This is a genomic window from Herbiconiux ginsengi, assembly GCF_900107435.1.
GTDB classification, from domain to species: Bacteria; Actinomycetota; Actinomycetes; order Actinomycetales; family Microbacteriaceae; genus Herbiconiux; species Herbiconiux ginsengi.
Genome location: NZ_FNPZ01000001.1, coordinates 1,259,675 through 1,282,114 on the forward strand (window position 1 = coordinate 1,259,675; position 22,440 = coordinate 1,282,114).

Consider the following 22,440-nt stretch of genomic DNA (forward strand, 5'->3'; position numbering starts at 1 on the left):
CGCGCTGTGATGGATGAGCGCCGCCCCGCGCAGCCATTCTTGAGCAAGGACACCTCATGTACGATCCCACCTCCGTCTCCGGTCCTGACCCCATCCGCTCGGCCGATCCTCGCCCCGTCGTGCGGCCCCCGCGTCGTCGCCGCACCGCTCTCCTCGCGGGGGCGGCCGGGCTCGCTCTGATCACCGGACTCGGCGTCACCGGCGCGGCCTTCGCCGTGAACCAGTCGTCGTCGCTCGCCGCGAGTGCGAGTGCGAGCGCGACCGGCACCGGCGCATCCGCCAGCCCCACCGTCGTTCAGGACTGGGGATACTCGCCGTACGCGGGCGGCCAGAGCGGCACCACCTCGCAGAGCCCCTACGGCTATTACGGCTACTACGGCTCCGGCCCGTCGCAGTCCGGCGGGTCGTCGGGGCGCAGCGGCACCTCGTCTTCTTCGGCGACCGATGCCGTGCCCGCGAGCGTCGAGCAGACCGCAGGGGTGGTCACGATCGTGTCCGATCTCCCCTACCAGAACGCCCGCTCGGCCGGCACGGGGATCGTGCTCACCTCCGACGGCCTGATCCTCACCAACAACCACGTGGTCGAGGGCTCGACCACCACCGAGGTCACCGACGAGACCACCGGGCAGAGCTATGCGGCCACCGTCGTCGGAACGGATGCGACGCACGACATCGCTCTGCTCCAGCTGCAAGACGCGCAAGGCCTCACCACCGCGTCGCTCGACACCGCTGACGCCGCGCAGACGGGCGACGCGGTCACGGCCGTGGGCAATGCCGAGGGCACCGGCGACTTGGTGGCCGCCGCGGGCTCGGTCACGGCGACCGGCCAGAGCATCACCGCCCAGAGCGAGACCGGCATCGAGGGCGAGGCCTTGACCGGCCTCATCCAGGTCGACGCCGACATCGTCTCGGGCGACTCCGGCGGCCCGTTGCTCGACTCCGACGGCCAGGTCGTGGGCATCGACACCGCCGCCTCCTCCGGCTCGGCCGCGATCACCGGGTTCGCCATCCCCATCACCACGGCGCTCGACATCGCCGCGCAGATCCAGCAGGGCGTCGAGACCGACACCATCGAGATCGGCTACCCCGGCTTCCTGGGCATCGAGGTCGGTTCGAGCCAGGCGACGAGCCCCGACCGCTCGAGCCGCACGGTCACCGGCGCGACGGCCGGTGCCGTGGTGGCCGGCGTGATCGCCGGAACCCCGGCCGAGGATGCGGGACTCGCCGCGGGCGACGTCGTCACCGGCGTGAACGGCACGGCCATCGCATCCGGAGACCAGCTCTCCTCGCTGCTCGCCGACATGGAGCCGGGCGAGCAGGTCGTGCTGACCTGGGTCGACGCCACCGGCGCCACTCAGCAGGCCGCGGTGCACCTCACGGAGGGTCCGGCTGCCTAGTCCGAGGCAAACTTGAGTCGAATTAACTCAACTTTTGCTGTGAGAACTTGACTTGCGAGAGTCTGCCTGGAAAACTTGAACCCACAAGGCTCAAGTCTTGGCAGACTTTCGCAGGTTACGAACGCAACACAACAGAAGGAGAACAGCCGATATGGCTCGTGCAGTAGGCATCGACCTCGGAACCACCAACTCGGTGGTCGCCGTGCTCGAAGGTGGAGAGCCCACCGTCATCGCGAACGCGGAGGGTTTCCGCACCACGCCGTCCGTGGTCGCATTCACGAAGGACGGAGAGGTTCTCGTCGGTGAGACCGCCAAGCGGCAGGCCGTCACCAACGTCGACCGCACCATCTCCAGCGTCAAGCGCCACATCGGCACTGACTGGAAGGCCGACATCGACGGCAAGAAGTACACGCCGCAGGAGATCTCGGCGCGCATCCTCGCCAAGCTGAAGCGCGACGCCGAGTCGTACTTGGGCGACACCGTGACCGATGCCGTCATCACCGTTCCGGCCTACTTCAACGACTCCGAGCGTCAGGCCACCAAGGAGGCCGGTGAGATCGCGGGCCTCAACGTGCTGCGCATCATCAACGAGCCGACCGCCGCGGCGCTCGCCTACGGCCTCGACAAGGGCAAGGAAGACGAGCTCATCCTGGTCTTCGACCTCGGTGGCGGAACCTTCGACGTCTCCCTCCTCGAGGTGGGCAAAGACGACGACTTCAGCACCATCCAGGTGCGCTCGACCGCGGGCGACAACCGCCTCGGTGGCGACGACTGGGACCAGCGGGTCGTCGAATACCTGATCAAGCAGTTCAAGGACACCACGGGAGTGGATGTCTCGAAGGACAAGATCGCCCTCCAGCGCCTCAAGGAGGCCGCTGAGCAGGCCAAGAAGGAACTCTCCTCGGGCATGTCGGCCAGCATCACGCTGCCCTACCTCTCGCTCACCGAGAACGGCCCGGCCAACCTCGACGTCACGCTCACGCGTGCGAAGTTCGAGGAGCTCACCAAGGACCTCCTGGCTCGCACCGAGAAGCCCTTCAAAGACGTCATCGCGGAGGCGGGCGTGTCGGTCAACGACATCGCGCACGTCGTGCTGGTGGGTGGATCGACCCGTATGCCGGCCGTCGTCGACCTGGTGAAGAAGCTCACCGGCGGCAAGGAGCCCAACAAGGGCGTGAATCCGGATGAGGTCGTCGCCGTCGGCGCCGCCCTGCAGGCCGGTGTGCTGAAGGGTGAGCGCAAAGACGTGCTGCTCATCGACGTCACCCCGCTGTCGCTCGGCATCGAGACCAAGGGTGGCATCATGACCAAGCTCATCGAGCGCAACACGGCCATCCCCACCAAGCGCAGCGAGACCTTCACCACGGCTGACGACAACCAGCCGTCGGTGGCCATCCAGGTCTTCCAGGGCGAGCGCGAGTTCACTCGCGACAACAAGAACCTGGGCACCTTCGAGCTCACCGGCATCGCACCCGCGCCCCGCGGCATCCCGCAGGTCGAGGTCACCTTCGACATCGACGCCAACGGCATCGTGCACGTGTCGGCGAAAGACAAGGGCACCGGCAAGGAGCAGTCGATGACCATCACCGGCGGCTCGTCGCTGCCGAAGGAAGACATCGAGCGCATGGTGCGCGAGGCCGAGGAGCACGCGGCCGAAGACAAGAAGCGCCGTGAGGCCGCCGAGGTGCGCAACCAGGCCGAGACGCTCGCGTACTCGACCGACAAGCTCATCAAGGACAACGACGACAAGCTGCCCGACGACGTGAAGTCCGAGGTGCAGGCCGATGTCGACGCTCTGAAGTCCGCTCTCGCGGGCGAGGACGACGACGCGGTGAAGACCGCGTTCGACAAGCTCAACGAGAGCCAGCAGAAGCTCGGTCAGGCGATCTATGCTTCTGCACAGGCCGAGGCGGCTGCGCCCGAGGCGGGCGCGCAGGAGCCGACCGAGTCGTCGTCGAGCGATGACGACGTGGTCGACGCCGAGGTCGTCGAAGACGAAGACGAGCCCAAGAAGGACAACTGAATTCATGACTGACGACAAGAACGGTCGCCCCGGAGACGATTCCGAGGGCCCCGAGGAGCCGATCATCCGCGACAAGCGGCGCATCGACCCCGAGACCGGTCAGGTTCGTCAGCCTGCTGCGGAGTCGGGGGCGCCCGAAGAGGGCGCTCCCGACTCGGGCTTCATCCAGGCTGAAGGACCGGATGTGGAGACCTCGTTGACGGATGCCGATCTGGCGTTCCTCTCGGGCCAGACCTCGGCCGACGAACTGGCTGCGGAGCGGCTCGCCGACCTGCAGCGGGTCACCGCCGAGTACGCCAACTACCGCAAGCGCACCGAGGCCAACCGCGAGATCGAGCGTGAGCGCGCGGTCGGCGAGGTCGTGAAGGTGCTGCTGCCGGTGCTCGACGACCTCGACCGGGCGGAAAAGCACGGCGACCTCGAAGAGGGCGGTCCGTTCACGGCCATCGCCACGAAGCTGCGCTCGAACGTCGAGCGCGTGGGCCTCAAGCCCTTCGCCGCGGCGGGGGAGGAGTTCGACCCGCAGGTGCACGAGGCGATCTTCCAGCAGCCGAGCGCCGACGTCGAGACGCCCACGATCGCCGACGTGGTCGAATCCGGGTACTACCTCGGGTCCACGCTGCTACGCGCCGCGAAGGTCGTAGTGGCGGTGCCCAATGGCTAGCCAGGACTGGTTCGACAAAGACTTCTACAAGGTGCTCGGGGTGTCGAAAGACATCTCCGACGCCGAGCTGAAGAAGGCTTATCGCAAACTGGCCCGGCAGTACCACCCCGACTCGAACCAGGGCGACGCCAAGGCGGAGTCCCGGTTCAAGGAGATCTCCGAGGCCTACTCGGTGCTCTCGGATGCCGAGCAGCGCAAGGAATACGACCAGATCCGCGCCATGGGCTCCGGCGCTCGCTTCACGGCGGGCGGCGGGGGCCAGGGCGGCGGCTTCGAAGACGTCTTCGGCGGCATGTTCGGGCAGGGCGGCGGCGGTGCCCGCGGTCAGAGCTACAGCTATCAGCAGGCTCCGGGCGGCTTCGACGACATCCTGGGCGGCATGTTCGGGCGTGGTGGGGGAGGCTTCGGAGCCTACGGGCCGACCCGTGGTCGAGACGTCACCGCCCGCACAACGATCGACTTCATCACCGCCGTCAAGGGCGACACCATCAAGCTGCAGACGGCCGATGGCAAGCCGATCACGGTGAAGATCCCGGCCGGCGTGGCCGACCAGCAGAAGATCAAGCTGCGCGGCAAGGGTGAGCCCTCGCCCGACGGCGGCGAACCCGGCGACATCGTGCTCACGGTGTCGGTGCGCAAGCATCCGGTGTTCGAGCGCGATGGGCTGAACCTGCGCGTGAACGTGCCGGTCACCTTCGTCGAGGCGACCCTCGGCGCCACCATCGAGGTGCCCACCCTGGGTGGCGCGCCGGTGAAGCTGAAGGTCGCGGCCGGCACGCCCTCGGGCCGCATCCTGCGGGTCAAGGGCCGGGGAGTCGAGTCGTCCAAGGGCAAGGGCGACCTGCTCGCCGTGGTGCAGGTGGCGGTTCCGAGCCATCTCACGCCCGCGCAACGCGAGGCGCTCGAGGCGTTCCACGCCGTGGAGCCCGCCGAGAACCCCCGCACCGAACTCCTCGCCAAGGCGCGAGAGTAAGAGTATTTTCCGCCAACCGACCCAAAACCCGAGTTTTCGGGCGGTTGGCGGAAAATAGGTCGTGAGAAGGGAGCGAGACATGAGCGACGTCGACGAGAACTCGCCCCTGTTCGCGATCGCGGTGGCGGCCGAGCTGGCGGGCATGCATCCGCAGACGCTGCGGCAGTACGACCGGCTGGGGCTCGTCAGCCCGACGCGCACGGCCGGAAAGTCACGCCGGTACTCGATGCGCGACGTCGTGCAGCTGCGTGAAGTCGCCCGCCTCTCGTCGGAAGGCGTCTCGCTCGAGGGGATCGCGCGCATCCTGCAGCTCGAGAATCAGGTCGTCGAACTCAGCGCGCGCGTGCGCGAGCTCGAGTCGGCTCTCGCCGACGAGCTGCTCAACCGCCCCGGCCGCCGCGTGTTCGCGGCTGGAGTCGAGGGCGAGGTCATCTCGCTGAAGCACGGCACGCGCACGCAGCGCCGCACCGAAGTCGTGGTCTGGAGCCCGCGCACGCCCACCCGCCCCGAGTGAGCGGCCGCACCGCGTACGGTTGAGGCGTGACCGAGTTCTCCTTCGACGCCCTGCGGCGCGCGCCCGACGTCGAAGCCGACAACCTCTTCGCGGTCGACGCGAGCGATCGCCTCATCCTCGACGAAGCGAACGGCGCCCTCGAAGACACCGTCGGACAGCCCGGCACGGTCGTGGTGATCGGCGACAACTACGGCGCCCTCACGCTGGGTGCCGCCGCCGTGCTCGATCTGCACGGCATCCGGGTGCAGCAAGACGCCCGCTCGAGCGAACTCGCGCTCGCGGCGAACGCCCGTCGGGTGGTCGACATCGACCTCAGCGGGCGGTACACGAATCATCCGCTGGGCCGTGAGTTGCTCGAGGGCGCCACGGTCGTGCTGGTGCAGCTCCCGCGCAGCCTCGCGGCGCTCGACGACATCGCCCGGGCGATCGCCGCCTACGCGCATCCCGACGTCGTGGTCTACGCCGGCGGCCGCGTCAAGCACATGACCCCCGCGATGAACGACGTGCTGGCCGCCTCCTTCGACGAGGTGACTGCCACGCTGGCCCGGCAGAAGTCGCGCGTGCTGGTTGCCCGCAAGCCCCGCGAGGGCGTGGGGGCCGCCCTGCACCGTCGCGAGTACCACGCCGATCTCGATCTCTGGGTGTACGCATCCGGCAACGCCTTCGCGGGCACGAAGATCGACATCGGCACCCGGCTGCTGATCGAGCATCTCGGTGAGATGGCCCCGGATGCGCGCATCGCGATCGACCTCGGCTGCGGCACCGGGGTGCTCGCCGCTCTGGTGGCCCGCGCGCGCGGCGCCGGCGGCGTGCGCGTCATCGCCACCGACCAGTCCGAGGCAGCCGTCGAATCCGCACGGGAGACGATGGCGGCCAACGGACTGGCCGACCTCGTCGAGGTGGTGCGCGACGACGCTCTCGGCGACTTCGACGACGACAGTGCCGACCTCATCGTGCTGAATCCGCCGTTCCACGTCGGTTCGACGGTGCACGCGGGGATCGCATTGAAGCTGTTCGAGGCCGCCGGCCGGGTGCTTCGGCCCGGCGGTGAGCTCTGGACCGTGTTCAACTCGCACCTGTCCTACCGCGCCGCGCTGCAGCGGGCGGTGGGGCCGACACGTCAGGTCGACCGCAACCCGAAATTCACCGTGATGGTGTCGACAGGCCGCTGAGCCGGCCGGCCGTTCAGCCCGGGATCGAGGGCACCCGAAGCCCGCGCACGGCGACGGTGCGCCGCGTGACCATCTCGGCCGACACGAGCACGGCGGCGACACCGACGATCGCCGTGCCGATGACCGCCACCGGAATCATGGTGTCGGTGTCGAGGCGCGGGATCAGGTCCATCGGCTCTGCCAGCCCGATCAGCAGGAAGAACGCGGTGGCGTAGAGCACGACGCGGATGCGCCAGAGCCGGTCGACGCCCACGAGGGCCAGCAGCGTGAGCAGCCACAACCCGTACCAGGGGTGGATGACGGGCGAAGCGAGCACGATCAGGGCGAAGCAGCCGCCGAGCAGCCACAGCGGATCGGCGCGCCGCTTCGTGATGAGCAGGTAGGCGGCAGCCGCACATCCGGCGGCCAGGAGCACCGTCTTCACGATGGCCTGCGCGATGTCGCCGTCGAGGCCGACCCCGTTCGCGAGGCCGCCGATGCTGATGCCGAGGATGTTCGCGGGGGCGTACCACGACGAGATGGTGACCGGGGTGGCGAGCGCGCCGATCCAGCCCACGCCGACTCCGATGCCCCAGCCGAGCAGCACGACGCCGCCGATGCCGACGGCTGCGACCGCGCTCCAACGGCGGATGATCGCGGGCCAGCCGGCGTTCGACCCCGCCCAGATCAAGCCGATGATGGGCAGTGCGATGAGGGCGATCGGTTTGACGCCGATGGCGAGCGCCACGAAGACGGTGCCGAGGATGGGGCGGTCTTTCATCGCGTAGTAGACGCCGGCCACGATCAAGCCGAGCATGAGCGAATCGTTGTGACCGGCCACCACGAAGTTCATGATGACGAGGGGGCTCGCGGCCACGATCCAGAGCACGCCCGCCTGGTTGAGGCCGCGGAGACGCGCGATCCGCCAGGCGTAGAAGGCCAGCATCGCGAGTCCCGCGACGGCCAGGAAGCGGAAGGCGAAGATCGCGACCTCGGGTGGGAGCGCATCCGTCGACATCACGACGAGCTTCTCCAGCCAGACGAAGATGGGCCCGTAGGGGGTCTGGGTGTCGGCCCAGAGCGGATCGACCCCGAGGCCGAACCAGCCCGGCAAGTCGGCCATGCCGGTGCTGTAGGGGTTGAGGCCCGCGGCCATCAGTCGGCCCTGGCCCACGTAGGCGAACATGTCGCGGCTGAACAGGGGAAGGGCGAACAGGAGCGGGATGCTCCACGCGGTCGCCGAGATCGCGACGGTGCGAACCTGTGATGCGGTGCGTCGCGCATCCGCACCGCTATCGCCCGGTGCCTCCGCCGAGGCGGGCAGGGTGCTGCCGCGCGACGATCGACGCTCGAGGAGCGAGACACCGAGCGCCACCCAGGCGACGAGCAGGAGAAGGACTCCGCCCACCACGAGCAGGCCGCTGAGGGTCACCGCACCACGCGAGTTCCGCAGCAGCTCGAACACGACCCAGCCCCGGAGCGCGCTCGACGGCCCGAGCCAGCCGACGCCCAGCGACCCGATGGCGATGCTCACGGAACCGATGACTCCGAGCAGCAGACGCACGCGTGGAGAAAGGACATGCACTGTTACGTCTTATCACGCTCAGGTGAATGCTGGGCGAACGGTGGTGCCGAAACGGGCGTTCTGCTAAACTTGAGTCACATTAACTCAAGTTTGAAAAGGACATATCCACACATGGCGAACCAGGGCCCATCCAACGGCGAGGAGCAGAAGAGCGCCCTCGAGCAGTACGGCGTCAACCTCACCGAGATCGCGGCGAGCGGCAAGCTCGATCCCGTGATCGGGCGTGACGCCGAGATCCGCCGGGTCAGCCAGGTGCTGACGCGGCGCACCAAGAACAACCCCGTGCTCATCGGCGAGCCCGGCGTCGGCAAGACCGCCGTGGTCGAAGGCCTTGCCCAGCGCATCGTGGCCGGCGACGTCGCCGAGTCGTTGAAGGGCAAGCAGCTCGTGTCGCTCGACCTGGCGGCGCTGGTCGCGGGCGCGAAGTACCGCGGCGAGTTCGAGGAACGCCTGAAGGCGGTGCTGAAGGAGATCAACGACGCCGACGGCCAGATCATCACGTTCATCGACGAACTGCACACCCTGATGGGCGCAGGCGGCGGCGAGGGATCGGTGGCGGCATCCAACATGCTGAAGCCGATGCTGGCGCGTGGTGAACTGCGGCTGATCGGTGCCACCACACTCGATGAGTATCGCGAGTTCGTGGAGAAGGATGCCGCGATGGAGCGTCGTTTCCAGCAGGTGTTCGTGGGTGAGCCGTCGGTCGAAGACACCGTGGCCATCCTGCGCGGGCTCAAGGAGCGCTACGAGGCGCACCACAAGGTGGCCATCGCCGACTCGGCGCTGATCGCGGCGGCCTCCCTCTCGAGCCGGTACATCCCGGGCCGGCAACTGCCCGACAAGGCCATCGACCTGATCGACGAGGCTGCGTCGCGGTTGCGCATGGAGATCGACTCCGCACCCGTCGAGATCGACGAGTTGCGGCGCGGCGTCGACCGGCTGAAGCTCGAGGAGCTCGCGCTGAAGAAGGAGAAGGACGACGCGTCGAAGGAGCGGCTCGCCGCCCTGCGCGAGACCCTCAAGCAGCGCACGGCGACCCTCGCCGAGCTGCAGGAACGGTGGGATCGCGAGCGTGCCGCCCTCAACCGGGTGGGTGAGCTGAAGGAGAAGCTCGACCGGGCGCGGATGCAGGCCGAGCGGGCGCAGCGCGAGGGCGACCTCGAGCGCGCCTCGCGGCTGCTCTACGGCGAGATCCCGGTGCTCGAGCGCTCGCTCGCCGAGGCCGAGCGCGACGAGGAGTCGGAGGAGCAGGGCGAGCGGATGGTCAACGACCAGGTCACGAGCGACGACATCGCCGCCGTGATCGCGGCGTGGACCGGCATCCCGCTCGACCGGCTGACCCAGGGCGAGACCGAGAAGCTGCTGCACCTCGAGGGCGAGCTCGGCAAGCGGCTGATCGGCCAGAAGCGCGCCGTGCACGCGGTGGCGGATGCGGTGCGCCGGTCGCGCGCGGGCATCGCCGACGCGGATCGGCCCACCGGGTCGTTCCTCTTCCTCGGGCCCACCGGTGTCGGAAAGACCGAGCTCGCGAAGGCGCTCGCCGAGTTCTTGTTCGACGACGAGAAGGCGCTCGTGCGCATCGACATGTCGGAGTACGGCGAGAAGCACTCGGTCGCCCGGCTGCTCGGTGCCCCTCCCGGCTACATCGGCTACGAGCAGGGCGGTCAGCTCACCGAGGCCGTGCGCCGCCGACCCTATTCGGTGATCCTGATGGACGAGGTGGAGAAGGCGCACCCCGAGGTCTTCGACGTGCTGCTGCAGGTGCTCGACGACGGGCGGTTGACAGACGGCCAGGGGCGCACCGTCGACTTCCGCAACACCATCCTGATCCTCACCTCGAACCTCGGATCGCAGTACCTGGTCGACCCGACCCTCTCTCTGGAGGAGAAGGAAGGGGCGGTGCAGGGACTGGTGCGTCAGGCCTTCAAGCCCGAGTTCGTGAACCGGCTCGACGACATCGTGGTGTTCCAGGCGCTCACGCACGAAGACCTCGCGCAGATCGTCGAGCTCTACATCGATCGTCTGGTGCGGCGGCTCTCGCAGCGTCGCCTGCAGCTGGCGGTGACTCCGGATGCGCGGGCCTGGCTCGCCGAGCGCGGCTACGACCCGATCTACGGCGCGCGCCCGCTGCGGCGCCTGATGCAGCACGAGATCGACGACAAGCTGGCGACCGCCCTGCTCTCCGGAACGGTGCGCGACGGCGACACGGTGCGCGTCGATGTCGCGCCTGACGGCGACGGTCTGTCGGTGGGGGCGGCCTAGGGCGATCTTGAGTAGAAAGTACTCAACTCGCGCCTCATGAGGCCTCGTTCAGACTTGAACCGCTGATCGTCGGCGGTGAGAGAGGTTCGTCATGGGGCACGTCCGATCACTTGTGTGGACTGCGTCAGCCATCACGGTGCTGTTGGCACTCGGGTGGGGATTGACAGGCCCTGAATCCTCGGCGGCTGGATTCGCTCCAGCCGACGACGCCCTGGATGCGTCTTTGAGCGGAGGGCCCACGGTAGTCGAATTCGCCGCGGGCGGAGCGAACCCGGTCGACGTTCTTCCCGGCCTAGACGGTTCCGTTTGGGTCGCCTTGTCGTCCGACAAGAAGATCGTGCAACTCGACAGATCGGGCGGCGTGGTGCGATCGGTGTCGCTCGCCGGTGCGCCCTCGAATCTGGCAGACGACAACAACGGCGGCGTGTGGGCGACCGTGCCCTCTGAGAACTCAATTGCTCATGTGACGCTGTCTCCGTCAGCGGAGGAGATCCGCCTCCCTACTCCGAACGCGCTCCCTACTCAGATCTTCGACGACGGCGACATTGTGCTCATCGCCGAGTCGGGTTCTGGGAAACTCGCTCGGCTGACGGAGTCCACGGGCAAACTCGACGAGCTTCCCTTCACGGGCAGCTCGTCGCCGGTCTTCATCACGAAGATGGGGTTCAAGATCTGGGTTGTCGACAACCTTGGTTCCGCCTATGTGGTGGATTGGAACGGTGAGCGACCGGTACTCCTCGGTCGGATGCCTCCTCAAAGAGGCCTTCGTTGGGCTTCATCGGGCGGGGGTGCCACCACGGGCATCGCTTTCAATGCCTCAGACGTGGTGCAGGTCACGAGCACGCCGACATCATTTCAGGTCGACAGCCTTGTCGCGGGTCGGCGAGATCTCGTCGGAGTGGCGTTCCTGGGAGGCATCGTCTGGTTTGCCGACGCGGGCACGAACTCGATCGGATGGAACCTCGGCGGAGAAAAGGTCGATTACCTCGTGCCGACGGAAAGGAGCGGCCTTGCCGGCATGACCATCACGGACGGCCGATATCTCTGGTCGGCAGAGCAGCACAGCGGCAAAGTGGTTCGAATCGACGCGACCGCCCCTCGTGTCGAGCGCATCAGTGGCTCGGATCGCTACGAGCTCGCGGTCAACATCTCCAAGGCCGGCGACTACAGCGGGAGTAGCGAACACATCGTGTTCGTGGTCAGTGGTGAGACGTTCGCTGATGCGCTGAGCGCGGGGCCGATCGCCGCCGCGCACAACGCGCCGGTGTTGTTGACCACCCGAGCGGCCTTGCCCCCTAGCACGAGAGGTGAACTGGTGCGGTTGGCGCCGCGGCGGGTGGTCGTCGTCGGTGGGCCTGCATCGGTGTCGTCGGCTGCGCTGGATTCGATCAAGGCAGCGGTGCCTGGAGCTACGGTCGATCGGGTCGAGGGCGCAGACCGCTATGCCGTTTCTCGCGCTCTGCTCACTGGTGATCTGGCTCCGGACGACTCACCGACGCTTTATGTCGCGAACGGTGGAGACTTCCCCGACGCGTTGTCGAGCACGGCGGCGGCGGCGCATCTCGACTCAGCGATCCTGCTGGTCAACGGAGCCGCGGCGAGTCTGTCAGCCGACGAGATGAAAGTGATCGGCGAATTCAAGGGCGCGGGCAAATCGGTCAAGATCTCAGGCGGGCCCAATTCCGTCAGTACGGGTATCGAGACACAGATCCGCGGCGTCGCGACAGTTCAGCGCCTCAGCGGCGCTGACCGCTATCTGGTCTCGCAGGCGATCGTGCGCGACGCGTTCACCCCGACAACGCCGAGGCTGGTCTATCTAGCCAGCGGTACGACGTTCCCCGACGCATTGGCAGGAGGGGTCGGTGCGGGGCTGAAGGATTCGCCGGTGCTCCTCGTGCATCCAGACTGCGTGCCTCAGCCAGTCGTTGACTTGATCTCGGACGGCATCACACGGAAGGTCACCCTTTACGGCGGGCCAGTTACCCTGAACGGCGAGGTCGAGAAGCTGACCCCATGTCGATGAACGCGGTTCGGCGTCTCGATCAGCGCTTGACGGCGGCTGTCAGCGCCCCCTGGGGCGGCTCAGCGTACGCCGGCTCGGTGCTTGCGGATGCGGGAGACCACGAACCAGGCGACGGCGCCGACCACGGTCGCGATGACCACCCACTGCAGGATGCCCGCGTACTCCTCGACGACGTGCCACTGCTCGCCGAGGAGGTAGCCCGCGAGGATCAGCGTGGTGTTCCAGATGAGGCTCCCGGCTGTTGTCAGGAGCCCGAACGTCAGGAGCGGCATCCGCTCGATCCCCGCCGGGATGGAGATGAAGCTGCGGAAGATGGGAACGAGCCGGCCGAAGAAGATCGCCTTGCCGCCGTGCCGGTTGAACCAGGCTTCCGTGCGATCGACGTCGTCGACGTCGACGAGCGGGATGTGCCGGGCGAGGCGGCGCATGCGGTCCCGTCCGAGCCATGCACCCAAGCCGTAGAGGGTGAACGCGCCGAGGAGCGAGCCGAGGGTCGTGAACGCGATGGCCGCCACGAGGTCGAGGTCGCCCTGGCTGGCGGTGAAACCCGCGAGGGGGAGGATGACCTCGCTCGGGATCGGCGGAAAGAGGTTCTCGGCGAAGACCGCGAGCCCTGCGCCCGCAGCTCCGAAGGTCTCCATGAGGCCCACCACCCAGTCGCCGACCGGACCCAGGCCGCCGTCTCCGTCGCTACCGCCGCCACTTTCGCGCGCACCGATGCCGATGCTCACCACCCCTGCGCTCATGCCGCCACGCTACGGATGCCGCCTGAGCCGCCCCTGAGCATCGCCGCGTCGTGCCGTCGGCCGCGATGAATACACGCGTCCTCACGCGCCCGGACGCGCCCGAGCAGCTGGGACCCGTGGGTGCGCTCGCCGCACGCGTGCGCGCGCCCCCGTCGTAGCTCCCGCTTCGCCGCCGCCCGCGCCGGGTCCATCCGCCACGCCCGTCCGTCCGTCCACCCGTCCGTCCACCCGTCCACCCGTCCGTCCACCCGTCCGTCCACCCGTCCGTCTACCCGCGGACGCCTGCCCGTCCACCCGCGGACGCCTGCCCGTCCGCTGCGCCGCCCGTCCGCTGCGCCGTCCGCCACCTGCGCCTGCCGCCGCACCGCGCTGGCCTGCTCTGCTCGCAGCGCTCGCAGTGTCGTCGCATCGAATCGCCAACGCACGCCGCTTCCCCACCCGCCATTCCGCCGGATTCTGGCGACTCGACGCGGAGTAGCGTTGGCGTGTGGATGCGGAGCAGCAGGCGGCAGCAGTCGTCGAGGCACTCGCGGCCGTCGCCGACGCGGGCGACGCCGCGTTCCTGGCGGGGTTCTTCAAGACCGGGCCCGGACAATACGGCGAGGGCGACGAATTCATCGGGGTGCGCGTGCCTGCCACCCGGAAGGTCGCCAAGGCGTTCGCCGGCATCGAACCGGCGGCGATTGACATCCTGCTCGACAGCCCGGTGCACGAGCACCGGCTCGCCGCCCTGTTCCTCCTGCAGGCCCGCTTCGACCGGTCCCGGGCGCGGCGCACGGCTGATCCAGTCGCCGAGGCCGCCGCCGTCGAGCAATACCTCGCGGCCGTGCGGCGCGGGCGTGTGAACAACTGGGACCTCGTCGACTCCTCGGCCGGCCCGATCCTCGGCCGATGGCTGCTGGACAAGCCACGCGACCTCCTGTTCGAACTCGCGCGCAGCGAGGTGCTCTGGGAGCGGCGCGTAGGCGTGCTCGCCACCTTGGCCTTCATCCAGGCCGGCGACGCCTCGACGACGCTCGAGCTCGCACCATTGCTGCTCGACGACCGGCACGATCTGATGCACAAGGCGGTGGGCTGGATGCTCCGCGAGGTCGGCAAGCGCGTCGACCGCTCGCTGCTCACCGGCTTTCTCGACGAGTACGCCGCACGGATGCCGCGCACCATGCTGAGCTACGCCACCGAGCACCTCACCCCGGAGGAGCGGGCGCACTACCGCGCCCGGCGCTGACCCTGCCGGACGCTTGCCCTCTGTGCCGCGTCCTCAGCGCGGCGCCCTCACCGACCGGGCCGTTCGGGAGGACACAGGGCCCCAGTCGAGGTTCGGGAGGACGTCGCGTCCTCCCGAACGAGCGGTCTCCTCCCGAAGGCGTTCCGAGGGGAACACAGCGGGCGACGACGCGTGCCGGCGTCAGCCCGCGGGAGGCGGGTCGTCGACCTCGATCGCCACGGCCCAGGCCACCGTTCCGGCGAGCAGGCACAGCGCCCCGAACCCGGCGCAGAGACCGCCCGCCACCGACAGCACGCCCGCGGTCGCGAATCCTTCGTGCGCCGGGTCGGCGGCGAGCACGGATGCCACGGCGCCGAGCACGATGGCCGCGATGCCGAGACCGAAGAGCCAATGGCGGAGTTCGATTCGATGCTCCATTGCATCTCCTTCGTTCAGGTGTCACGAAGTCTACGGCGAGCCGAGGCCGACGACAGCCCTACGACCGCACGAGCCGGGCGATCGCATCCGACGCCTCTTTGAGTTTCGCCTGCGCGACGTCGCCACCCTCGGCCACGGCCTCGACGACGCAGTGGTTGAGGTGGTCGTTGAGCAGCCCGAGCGCCACCGACTCGAGGGCGCTCGTCATCGCCGAGACCTGGGTGAGGATGTCGATGCAGTACTTCTCGTCGGCCACCATGTTCTGCAGGCCTCGCGCCTGGCCCTCGATGCGGCGCAGGCGCTTGAGGTAGTCGTCCTTGTTCGAGATGTAGCCGTGGTGGCTGTGTTCGGCGGCCGTCGGCTGCTCGGGGGCAGTCGCATCGCCGAGGGACGCATCCGTGTTCATGGTCATGCTCCGATTCTCGCCGGTCGCAGGTCGATCCGGCGCAGCAGTTGCGCGTTCGCCGCCACGATGATCGTGGAGAGCGACATGAGGATCGCTCCCACCGCCATCGGCAGCACGAACCCGATCGGCGCGAGCACGCCGGCGGCGAGCGGCACCGAGAGGAGGTTGTAGCCGGCGGCCCACCAGAGGTTCTGCGTCATCTTGCGGTAGCTGGCCTTCGAGAGGGTGATGACCGAGAGCACGGATCGGGGGTCGTCGCTGGCGAGGATGACCCCGGCCGAAGCGATGGCCACATCCGTTCCGGCGCCGATGGCGATGCCGACGTCGGCTCGAGCCAGTGCGGGGGCGTCATTCACGCCGTCGCCCACCATCGCGACCTTGCGGCCCTCGGCCTGGAGCTCGGCGACCTTCGCCGACTTGTCGCCGGGCTTGACGCCCGCGAACATCCGCGTGATGCCGAGTTCGGCGGCGACAGCGCGGGCTACGGGTTCGGCGTCGCCCGTGATCATGACGACCTCGATGCCGCGCGCCCGCAGGCCGACGACGGCCTCGCGCGACTCGGGACGGATCTCGTCGGCCAGCGCGATGAGGCCGATCACCTCGTGATCGCGCAGAACGTGCAGCACGGTCTGGCCGGCGTGGGGGTCGTCGTGCATGGTGTTCGAAATCGCAACCGTGCCGCCATCCGAGCTGCTCTGTGCGCCGGATGCGCTCAGGTTTGCGGTTTCGAACGTGATCGCGGCCGCAGCGTGCTGCTCGAGGAGGGCCGGACCGCCGACGTGGATCATTGCCCCGTCGACGAGAGCGGAGACACCGACCGCGGTGGAGGCCTGGAACCCGGTGGCCGCGGGAACGGCGAGTTCGCGCATCCGTGCCGCCTGCACGATCGCCCGGGCCAGCGGATGCTCGCTGTCGGCCTCGGCTGCCGCGGCGAGTGCCAGCACCTCGGCCTCGTCGTGACCCGGAGCCGCGACGACCGCGGTGACGGCCGGTTCGCCCTTGGTGAGGGTGCCGGTCTTGTCGAAGAGCACGGTGTCGACGGTGCGCATGGTCTCGAGGGCGAGGCGGTCTTTGACGAGGATGCCGGCTTTCGCGGCTCGCTCCGTGGCGATGGAGACGACGAGCGGGATGGCGAGGCCGAGCGCGTGCGGGCAGGCGATGACGAGCACGGTGATGGTGCGGATGACCGCATCGTCGGGGCTGCCGACGAGGGTCCAGACGATGGCCGTGATGACGGCGGCACCGAGCGCGAACCAGAACAGCCACCCGGCCGCGGTGTCGGCGATGCGCTGGGCGCGCGAGCTCGAGTTCTGCGCCTCGGCGACCAGACGCTGGATGCCGGCGAGCGCGGTGTCGTCGCCGACGGCGGAGATGCGGATGCGCAGAGCGGTGTCGGTGGCGACGGTTCCGGCCACGACGTGGTCACCGGGGCCGCGGGACACCGGGCGCGACTCGCCCGTGATCATCGACTCGTCGACATCCGCGGTGCCCTCGACGACCTCGCCGTCGGCCGGAACCCGACCGCCGGGGCGCACGACGACGAGGTCGCCGACGCGGAGGTCTGTGGGCGACACGGTCGTGGCGGCGCCGTCGGCGTCGAGGCGTTCGGCCTCGTCGGGGAGGAGGGCCGCGAGCGAGTCGAGTGCCGAGGTTGTCTGGGCGAGGGAACGCATCTCGATCCAGTGGCCGAGCAGCATGATCACGATGAGGAGCGCGAGCTCCCACCAGAACTCGAGCTGTTCGTCGAGGATGCCGATCGTCGCGCCCCAGGAGGCGAGGAAGCCGACCGAGATGGCGAGGGCGATGAGCAGCATCATGCCGGGCTTGCGGGCACGGAGCTCGGAGACGCCGCCGGAGAGGAAGGGGCGACCGCCGAGCACGAAGAGAACGGTGCCGAGCACGGGGGAGATCCAGGTGGTCCAGCCCTCTTCGGGGATGGAGTAGCCGAGGATCATCGAGAAGGTGGTGCTGAAGAAGACCGTCGGCACGGCGACCACGAGCATCACCCAGAAGAGACGGCGGAACTGACCCACGTGGTCGCCATGCCCGCCGTGCCCCATGTGGTCATGGCCCGCGTGGGCGGAGTGGTCGTGCCCTGAGTGCCCTGAGTGGTCGTGGCCGGCGTGGTCGTGCCCTGCGTGGCCGGAGTGGTCGTGGCCGTCGTGCCCGGAGTGGTCGTGCCCGGCCTGTGTGGCCCGGGTTTCGTGGTGGGAGTGCCCGCCGTGGTCGTGCTCGTCGTGCACGGAGTGGGTGTTGTGGCCGACGTGGGGGTCGTGGGTGTCGTCGCCAGACTGGTCGTGCCCGGCACGGGCGTCGTGCCCGGCGTGCGTGTCGCCGACGGCGTGGGCGTCGTGGCCGCTGTGATCGTGGCCCGGATGATCGGCGCTCGCGGGGTCGGGGCGCGTCGTGGCGGCGTTCAGATGCTCAGGCTCGGTGCTCATGGCGCTAAGCTATACCCCCTAGGGGTATTAATCAACCGCGTTCGCTCCACGCGAGCACCAGCCCGTACGACGTCGGTGGCGAAAGACGGACGCGCACGGTGTGGATGGAGATCGAGCGGCACGGGCACGGTGGTACCGTGAGCGCGTGTCAGCTTCCGAGCCAGCGGCCCCCGACGAGCACCCCGAGGTCGTGACACCCGCCACGGCGGCGGTCGCGAAGCGCGAAGTGCGCCGCACCGACGCGGGCTCCCGGGTGACGGGCGTCATCGTCGTCGGCATGAGTGTCGCCGTCTGGTGGCCGTCGTTCACGCTCGGCGCCTGGGGCGACTTCTTCTTCGACCAGATGCTCACGATCTGGGCCGCCGCCAGCGGCGCCTTCATCGCGGTGCTCATCCAACCCCGTGGTCAGCCACGGGTGGGGCGCGCGATCGCCCTCCTCATACCGAGTCTCTGGCTGGGCCTGTGGTTCCTCACGGCCGACGCCGATCCGGACGACTGGGTCGTGGGGGTGGTCTCCCTCCTCGGGATCGTGATCGGCATCCTCGCGGTGCCCGCCACCATCTGGGTGCTGGCCCGCATGATCTGGCCCGAATTCGCCGAGGACATCTCCTGGCCGCGGCGCTTCGCCGTGATCGGCGCGGTGCTTCTCATTGCGGTCGCGTCGTTCCTGCTCGGTGTGAACCAGTCGAAGTTCCTCACCTGCGGCGATTTCACCATCAGTGGCAACTCCGAACCGCACGGCTGCACTCCCGATCCGGTCGATACCCCGTAAGGGTCGTTGATCTGCGGGAACTACAATCGTGCAGGTGAACCCCGAGCACGTCCGACTCTCCCGCCGGTTCCTCGGCACCCTGATCGTCGTCGTCTTCGGAGCGCTGGGGGCGCTCGCGTCGCTGGTGTTCCTGTATCCCGAGCATTCCGAGGCGACCGGGATCGTGCTCGACGTCACCTTGGCCGTCAGTCTCGCCGTGTTCGTCGCCGCGGGCATCTTCGCCATCCTGACCTCGCGGCGGATCGCGGCCCTGAACCGCGCCGATCGGGCGAACCGCCTCCGCCGCTGAGCAGCGCGGGCGGCACGGACGGCACGGGCAGCGCGGCAGCGCGGCAGCAGACGACCGCGCAGCGACGAGTTCCTAGGCGACGACCGCCGCCAGCTCCGCCCGCAGCGCTGCCGCGAACGCGTCGATGTCGGCCTCGGTCGTGTCGAAGGCGCACATCCACCGCACCTCGCCCGTCGCCGGGTTCCAGTCGTAGAACCGGAACGATTCGCGCAGCCGATCGGCGACCCCGGGCGGAAGGATCGCGAACACCGCGTTCGACTGGGTCTGCTGCGTGAGCGTGACCCCCGGCAGATCGACCACCGCGGCACGCAGTCGCTGAGCCATGGCGTTCGCGTGCGACGCCGACCGCAGCCACAGGTCGCCGCCATACAGCGCGATCAGTTGCGCCGACACGAAGCGCATCTTCGACGCCAGCTGCATGTCGAGCTTGCGCAGGAAGGTGATGCCGGTCGCGGCGGACGGGTTGAGCACCACCACGGCCTCGCCGTAGAGCAGCCCGTTCTTGGTGCCGCCGAGCGAGACCACGTCGACCCCCGCATCCGTCGTGAACGCCCGCAGCGGCAACCCGAGCGAGGCGGCGGCGTTCGAGATGCGTGAGCCGTCGAGGTGCAGCGTCATGCCGCGCGCGTGCACGTGGTCGGCGATGGCCGCGATCTCGTCGGCGGTGTAGGCCGTGCCGAGTTCGGTGGTCTGCGTGATCGAGACGGCGAGTGGTTGGGCGCGGTGCTCGTCGCCCCAGCCCCAGGCCTCGAGATCGATGAGCTCAGGGGTGAGCTTGCCGTCGGGCGTCGGCACCGTGAGCAGTTTGAGCCCGGCCACTCGTTCAGGAGCGGCGTTCTCGTCGGTGTGGATGTGCGCCGTCGTCGCGCACACCACCGCCCCCCACCGCGGCAGCATCGACTGCAGGCTGATGACGTTCGCTCCGGTGCCGTTGAACACTGGGAACGCCTCCGCCTGCCCGCCGAAGTGATGCCGCGCCACCTTCTGCAGCTCGGCGGTGTAGACGTCTTCGCCGTAGGCGATCTGGTGCCCGCCGTTCGCCGCCGCGATCGCCTCCAACACCTCGGGGTGCACCCCGGCGTAGTTGTCGGAGGCGAAGCCGCGCAGCTCGCGGTCGTGCAGGGTCAGGGCAGGAGCGATATCGGTCACCGCTCCAGTCTCTCAAACCCGGCCCGACCCCACGCGAGGTAGCGCAAAGTCACCTTCCGAGCGCGCGGAAGGGTGACTTCGCGCTACCTCGCGGGCTGAGGCCCGAGTCGCTCAGCCGCGGAGGGCGTCGCGCAGCTTCACCCGCGCGCCCGTGCGGAGCAGCGAGTTCGCGTAGATGCGCGAGCCGACGGCGATCACGACCGCCGTGGTGAGGGCGAGGATCGCGAGGGAGAGCAGGGGCTCCCACCACTCGGCGTCGCCCAGGAACAACCGCAGCGGCATCCCGACCGGCGCCGAGAAGGGCACGTACGACATCACGGCCATCACGGTCTCGTTGGAGTTGAAGAAGATCACCAGGAAATACGGGATCATCACGAGCATCGTCACCGGCGAGGTGACCGAGCCCACGTCTTCTTGCCGCGAGACGAGAGCGGCCGTCGCCGCGTAGAGCGCTGCCAGCAGGACGAAACCGAACACGAAGAACACGACGAACCAGGCGATGGCGGCACCCAGGGCGCCCAGCAAGGCGGATTGGCCGGTGATGGTGAGGCCGAGCGCCGAGATCACGGCGATCACCGCGATCTGCCCGAACGCGAGGATGCTGTTGCCCAGCACTTTGCCCGCCATCAGCTCCCGCGCCGTGATGGTGGAGAGCAGGATCTCCACCACACGTGTCTGCTTCTCTTCGACGACGCTCTGCGCGATCGTGCTGCCGAAGGTGATGGCTGACATGAAGAACACGATTCCGAAGGCGATGCCGATGATGTAGGAGAGCAATCCGTCGCCGTCGTCGCCCGGTTCGAGCAGGTGCACCTGGGGTGCGACGCTCAGCAGCGACACGACGGATGTCGGCGCCTCGCTCAAGGCCGCCACCTCGTAGTCGAGCGCGGGCTGGCCGGGCGGGGGCGACTGGGTCGTCGCATCCGTCGCATCCGTCGCATCCGTCGCATCCGTCGAGCCGGTCGTGTCGGTCATGGATCCGCGCGGCACGATCGCCGCGTCGACCGTCTCGTCGCGCACCAGTTGCTCGGCCGCCTCGACCGACTCGACCTGCGTGACGTCGAGTCCCTGCACGCCGTCGACCACGGCGGAGGTGCCCGAGACCACCGCCACCTTCGGCGCCGAGCTGGTGGCGCTGAGCAGGCCGCCGACGATGATCGACGCGAGGATGGCGAGCATCAGGATGCCCGTGGAGATGAGGAACGCCTTGCTGCGCAGGCGCATGGTGATCTCGCGTCGGGCCACCAGCCAGGTGCTGCGGGCGGCGCTCCGGGGGAGGGCGCCGGAGGGACGGATGCGCGTGGAGCCGGGGCCGGCACCGGCGGCGTGGCTCGGCGTGGTCTGCGTGCTCATTTCACGACCTCCGTGAAGATCTGGGAGAGGGTGGGGTGGACAGGAGCGAAGCGCGCGACAGGCCCGGTGTCGAGGGCGCGCCGCAGCACCGACTGCGCCGCATCCCGACCCGCGTCGCCGCGTGCCACACCGAACAGGGCGTAACCGCCGTCGAGGTCGACCACCGAGACGCCGGGCACGTCGCGCACCCAGCCGGCGTCGCCGGAGCCGCTCACGTCGATCTCGTAGCGCGGCTCGGAATGCGTCGATCGCAGCTCTTCGCGCGATCCGCTGGCCCGGATGACGCCGTCGGCGATCACCACCAGGTCGTCGCAGAGGCGCTCGACGATGTCGAGCTGGTGCGAGGAGAAGAGCACGGGGGCGCCGCCCGCGGCGTGCTCGGCGAGCACCGCCTGCACGGTCTGCACCGCCAGGGGATCGAGCCCCGAGAACGGCTCGTCGAGCACGAGCACGCTCGGATCGTGCACCAGAGCCGCGGCGATCTGCGCGCGTTGCTGGTTGCCGAGCGAGAGGCTCTCGACCGTGGCGTTCGCGCGCTCCCCGAGTCCGAGGCGGTCGAGCAGGTCGGTCGTGCTCTTCGTGGCCGCGGCATCCGACATCCCGTGCAATCGCCCGAGGTAGACGATCTGTTCGGCGACCTTCATCTTGGGGTAGAGGCCGCGTTCTTCGGGCATGTAGCCGAAGAGGGCGCGGTCGGCCGGAGTGAGGCGGGTGCCGTCGAGGGTCACGGAGCCGGAGTCGCTCGAGAGCACCCCGAGGATGATGCGCATCGTGGTGGTCTTGCCGGCGCCGTTGCCGCCGACGAAGCCCGTCATGCGGCCGTCGCCCACCGCGAAGCTCACGTCGTGCAGCACCTTCCGGCTGCCGAAGGAGCGGGAGACGCCTTCTACTTCGAGCATCTGTCTGTCTTTCGTCGAGTCATGTCTTCACGCTAGGCGGGCAGTGGATGCGCGACATCGGCCGAGCGGATGGCGCGCCTCCGTCGCGCGACGGAAAGCGAGTCGCGTTCCGCTGGCAATCCGCCGATACGACGGATTTCTGCCCCAC

19 protein-coding genes are annotated in these 22,440 nt (G+C 68.8%); 11 read left to right on the top strand and 8 right to left on the bottom strand.

Annotated elements, in window-relative coordinates; all coding sequences use genetic code 11:
• Positions 1–56 precede the first annotated feature (56 nt).
• The 6 genes from BLW00_RS06085 (at position 57) to BLW00_RS06110 (ending at position 6,743) form a co-directional block, all read left to right on the top strand.
• Positions 57–1,397, top strand: a complete 1,341-nt coding sequence (locus BLW00_RS06085) for a S1C family serine protease (protein ID WP_092550551.1) — start codon at positions 57–59, stop codon at positions 1,395–1,397.
• Positions 1,398–1,548: 151 nt separating this feature from the next.
• Positions 1,549–3,420: a molecular chaperone DnaK gene (gene dnaK / locus BLW00_RS06090; RefSeq protein WP_092550554.1), complete on the top strand. Its 1,872-nt coding sequence runs from the start codon at positions 1,549–1,551 to the stop codon at positions 3,418–3,420.
• 4 nt (positions 3,421–3,424) lie between these two features.
• A complete protein-coding gene (locus BLW00_RS06095; protein WP_092550557.1) occupies positions 3,425–4,084 on the top strand; it encodes a nucleotide exchange factor GrpE in 660 nt (219 codons plus the stop codon).
• Positions 4,077–5,057: a DnaJ C-terminal domain-containing protein gene (locus BLW00_RS06100; protein ID WP_092550560.1), complete on the top strand. Its 981-nt coding sequence runs from the start codon at positions 4,077–4,079 to the stop codon at positions 5,055–5,057. Before BLW00_RS06095 ends, BLW00_RS06100 begins: the two co-directional genes overlap by 8 nt.
• Positions 5,058–5,136: 79 nt before the next feature.
• Positions 5,137–5,571 carry a heat shock protein transcriptional repressor HspR gene (locus BLW00_RS06105; protein ID WP_092550563.1) on the top strand — a complete coding sequence of 145 codons (435 nt, stop codon included), beginning with the start codon at positions 5,137–5,139 and terminating at the stop codon, positions 5,569–5,571.
• A 26-nt stretch (positions 5,572–5,597) separates the two neighbouring features.
• Positions 5,598–6,743 (top strand): class I SAM-dependent methyltransferase, encoded by a 1,146-nt coding sequence (locus BLW00_RS06110; protein WP_092550566.1) that lies wholly within the window; start codon positions 5,598–5,600, stop codon positions 6,741–6,743.
• A 13-nt stretch (positions 6,744–6,756) separates the two neighbouring features.
• On the opposite strand, the gene mptB is transcribed toward BLW00_RS06110, so the two are convergent.
• Positions 6,757–8,307, bottom strand: coding sequence for a polyprenol phosphomannose-dependent alpha 1,6 mannosyltransferase MptB (gene mptB / locus BLW00_RS06115; protein WP_322788331.1), 1,551 nt, complete (start codon positions 8,305–8,307; stop codon positions 6,757–6,759).
• 111 nt (positions 8,308–8,418) lie between these two features.
• On the opposite strand from mptB, the gene BLW00_RS06120 reads away from it, so the two are divergent.
• Both BLW00_RS06120 and BLW00_RS06125 read left to right on the top strand, forming a co-directional pair.
• Entirely contained in the window at positions 8,419–10,569 is a 2,151-nt protein-coding gene (locus BLW00_RS06120) for an ATP-dependent Clp protease ATP-binding subunit (protein WP_092550572.1), read from the top strand.
• A gap of 316 nt (positions 10,570–10,885) precedes the next feature.
• Positions 10,886–12,592 carry a cell wall-binding repeat-containing protein gene (locus BLW00_RS06125; protein ID WP_217634300.1) on the top strand — a complete coding sequence of 569 codons (1,707 nt, stop codon included), beginning with the start codon at positions 10,886–10,888 and terminating at the stop codon, positions 12,590–12,592.
• Positions 12,593–12,651: 59 nt separating this feature from the next.
• On the opposite strand, the gene BLW00_RS06130 is transcribed toward BLW00_RS06125, so the two are convergent.
• Positions 12,652–13,338 (bottom strand): DedA family protein, encoded by a 687-nt coding sequence (locus BLW00_RS06130; RefSeq protein WP_092550578.1) that lies wholly within the window; start codon positions 13,336–13,338, stop codon positions 12,652–12,654.
• A 487-nt stretch (positions 13,339–13,825) separates the two neighbouring features.
• Between BLW00_RS06130 and BLW00_RS06135 the strand changes: the two genes are divergently transcribed.
• A complete protein-coding gene (locus BLW00_RS06135; protein ID WP_092550581.1) occupies positions 13,826–14,566 on the top strand; it encodes a DNA alkylation repair protein in 741 nt (246 codons plus the stop codon).
• 180 nt (positions 14,567–14,746) lie between these two features.
• On the opposite strand, the gene BLW00_RS06140 is transcribed toward BLW00_RS06135, so the two are convergent.
• Genes BLW00_RS06140 through BLW00_RS06150 form a run of 3 tightly spaced genes read right to left on the bottom strand, consistent with a single transcriptional unit; the run spans position 14,747 to position 17,830 of the window.
• A complete protein-coding gene (locus BLW00_RS06140) occupies positions 14,747–14,983 on the bottom strand; it encodes a hypothetical protein (RefSeq protein ID WP_092550584.1) in 237 nt (78 codons plus the stop codon).
• A 58-nt stretch (positions 14,984–15,041) separates the two neighbouring features.
• Positions 15,042–15,389, bottom strand: a complete 348-nt coding sequence (locus tag BLW00_RS06145) for a metal-sensitive transcriptional regulator (protein WP_245741413.1) — start codon at positions 15,387–15,389, stop codon at positions 15,042–15,044.
• Positions 15,390–15,391: 2 nt separating this feature from the next.
• Entirely contained in the window at positions 15,392–17,830 is a 2,439-nt protein-coding gene (locus BLW00_RS06150) for a heavy metal translocating P-type ATPase (protein WP_092550590.1), read from the bottom strand.
• 145 nt (positions 17,831–17,975) lie between these two features.
• Here BLW00_RS06150 and BLW00_RS06155 point away from each other — a divergent pair, with 145 nt between their 5' ends.
• Both BLW00_RS06155 and BLW00_RS06160 read left to right on the top strand, forming a co-directional pair.
• Positions 17,976–18,602, top strand: a complete 627-nt coding sequence (locus BLW00_RS06155; protein WP_245741317.1) for a hypothetical protein — start codon at positions 17,976–17,978, stop codon at positions 18,600–18,602.
• A 34-nt stretch (positions 18,603–18,636) separates the two neighbouring features.
• Positions 18,637–18,891: a hypothetical protein gene (locus BLW00_RS06160; RefSeq protein WP_139256642.1), complete on the top strand. Its 255-nt coding sequence runs from the start codon at positions 18,637–18,639 to the stop codon at positions 18,889–18,891.
• A 72-nt stretch (positions 18,892–18,963) separates the two neighbouring features.
• On the opposite strand, the gene BLW00_RS06165 is transcribed toward BLW00_RS06160, so the two are convergent.
• The 3 genes from BLW00_RS06165 to BLW00_RS06175 form a co-directional block, all read right to left on the bottom strand.
• Entirely contained in the window at positions 18,964–20,040 is a 1,077-nt protein-coding gene (locus BLW00_RS06165; protein WP_092550596.1) for a threonine aldolase family protein, read from the bottom strand.
• A gap of 111 nt (positions 20,041–20,151) precedes the next feature.
• A complete protein-coding gene (locus BLW00_RS06170; RefSeq protein ID WP_092550599.1) occupies positions 20,152–21,393 on the bottom strand; it encodes an ABC transporter permease in 1,242 nt (413 codons plus the stop codon).
• Entirely contained in the window at positions 21,390–22,292 is a 903-nt protein-coding gene (locus tag BLW00_RS06175; protein ID WP_092550602.1) for an ABC transporter ATP-binding protein, read from the bottom strand. The genes BLW00_RS06170 and BLW00_RS06175 overlap by 4 nt, the downstream gene beginning before the upstream one ends.
• Positions 22,293–22,440: the final 148 nt, after the last annotated feature.

Excerpts from the sequence above, each read along its gene's own strand:
- BLW00_RS06085 (WP_092550551.1), top strand. The coding sequence starts at position 57 with ATGTACGATCCCACCTCCGTCTCCGGTCCTGACCCCATCCGCTCGGCC.
- dnaK (WP_092550554.1), top strand. The coding sequence starts at position 1,549 with ATGGCTCGTGCAGTAGGCATCGACCTCGGAACCACCAACTCGGTGGTC.
- BLW00_RS06095 (WP_092550557.1), top strand. The coding sequence starts at position 3,425 with ATGACTGACGACAAGAACGGTCGCCCCGGAGACGATTCCGAGGGCCCC.
- BLW00_RS06100 (WP_092550560.1), top strand. The coding sequence starts at position 4,077 with ATGGCTAGCCAGGACTGGTTCGACAAAGACTTCTACAAGGTGCTCGGG.
- BLW00_RS06105 (WP_092550563.1), top strand. The coding sequence starts at position 5,137 with ATGAGCGACGTCGACGAGAACTCGCCCCTGTTCGCGATCGCGGTGGCG.
- BLW00_RS06120 (WP_092550572.1), top strand. The coding sequence starts at position 8,419 with ATGGCGAACCAGGGCCCATCCAACGGCGAGGAGCAGAAGAGCGCCCTC.
- BLW00_RS06130 (WP_092550578.1), bottom strand. The coding sequence starts at position 13,338 with ATGAGCGCAGGGGTGGTGAGCATCGGCATCGGTGCGCGCGAAAGTGGC.
- BLW00_RS06140 (WP_092550584.1), bottom strand. The coding sequence starts at position 14,983 with ATGGAGCATCGAATCGAACTCCGCCATTGGCTCTTCGGTCTCGGCATC.
- BLW00_RS06145 (WP_245741413.1), bottom strand. The coding sequence starts at position 15,389 with ATGAACACGGATGCGTCCCTCGGCGATGCGACTGCCCCCGAGCAGCCG.
- BLW00_RS06150 (WP_092550590.1), bottom strand. The coding sequence starts at position 17,830 with ATGAGCACCGAGCCTGAGCATCTGAACGCCGCCACGACGCGCCCCGAC.
- BLW00_RS06170 (WP_092550599.1), bottom strand. The coding sequence starts at position 21,393 with ATGAGCACGCAGACCACGCCGAGCCACGCCGCCGGTGCCGGCCCCGGC.
- BLW00_RS06175 (WP_092550602.1), bottom strand. The coding sequence starts at position 22,292 with ATGCTCGAAGTAGAAGGCGTCTCCCGCTCCTTCGGCAGCCGGAAGGTG.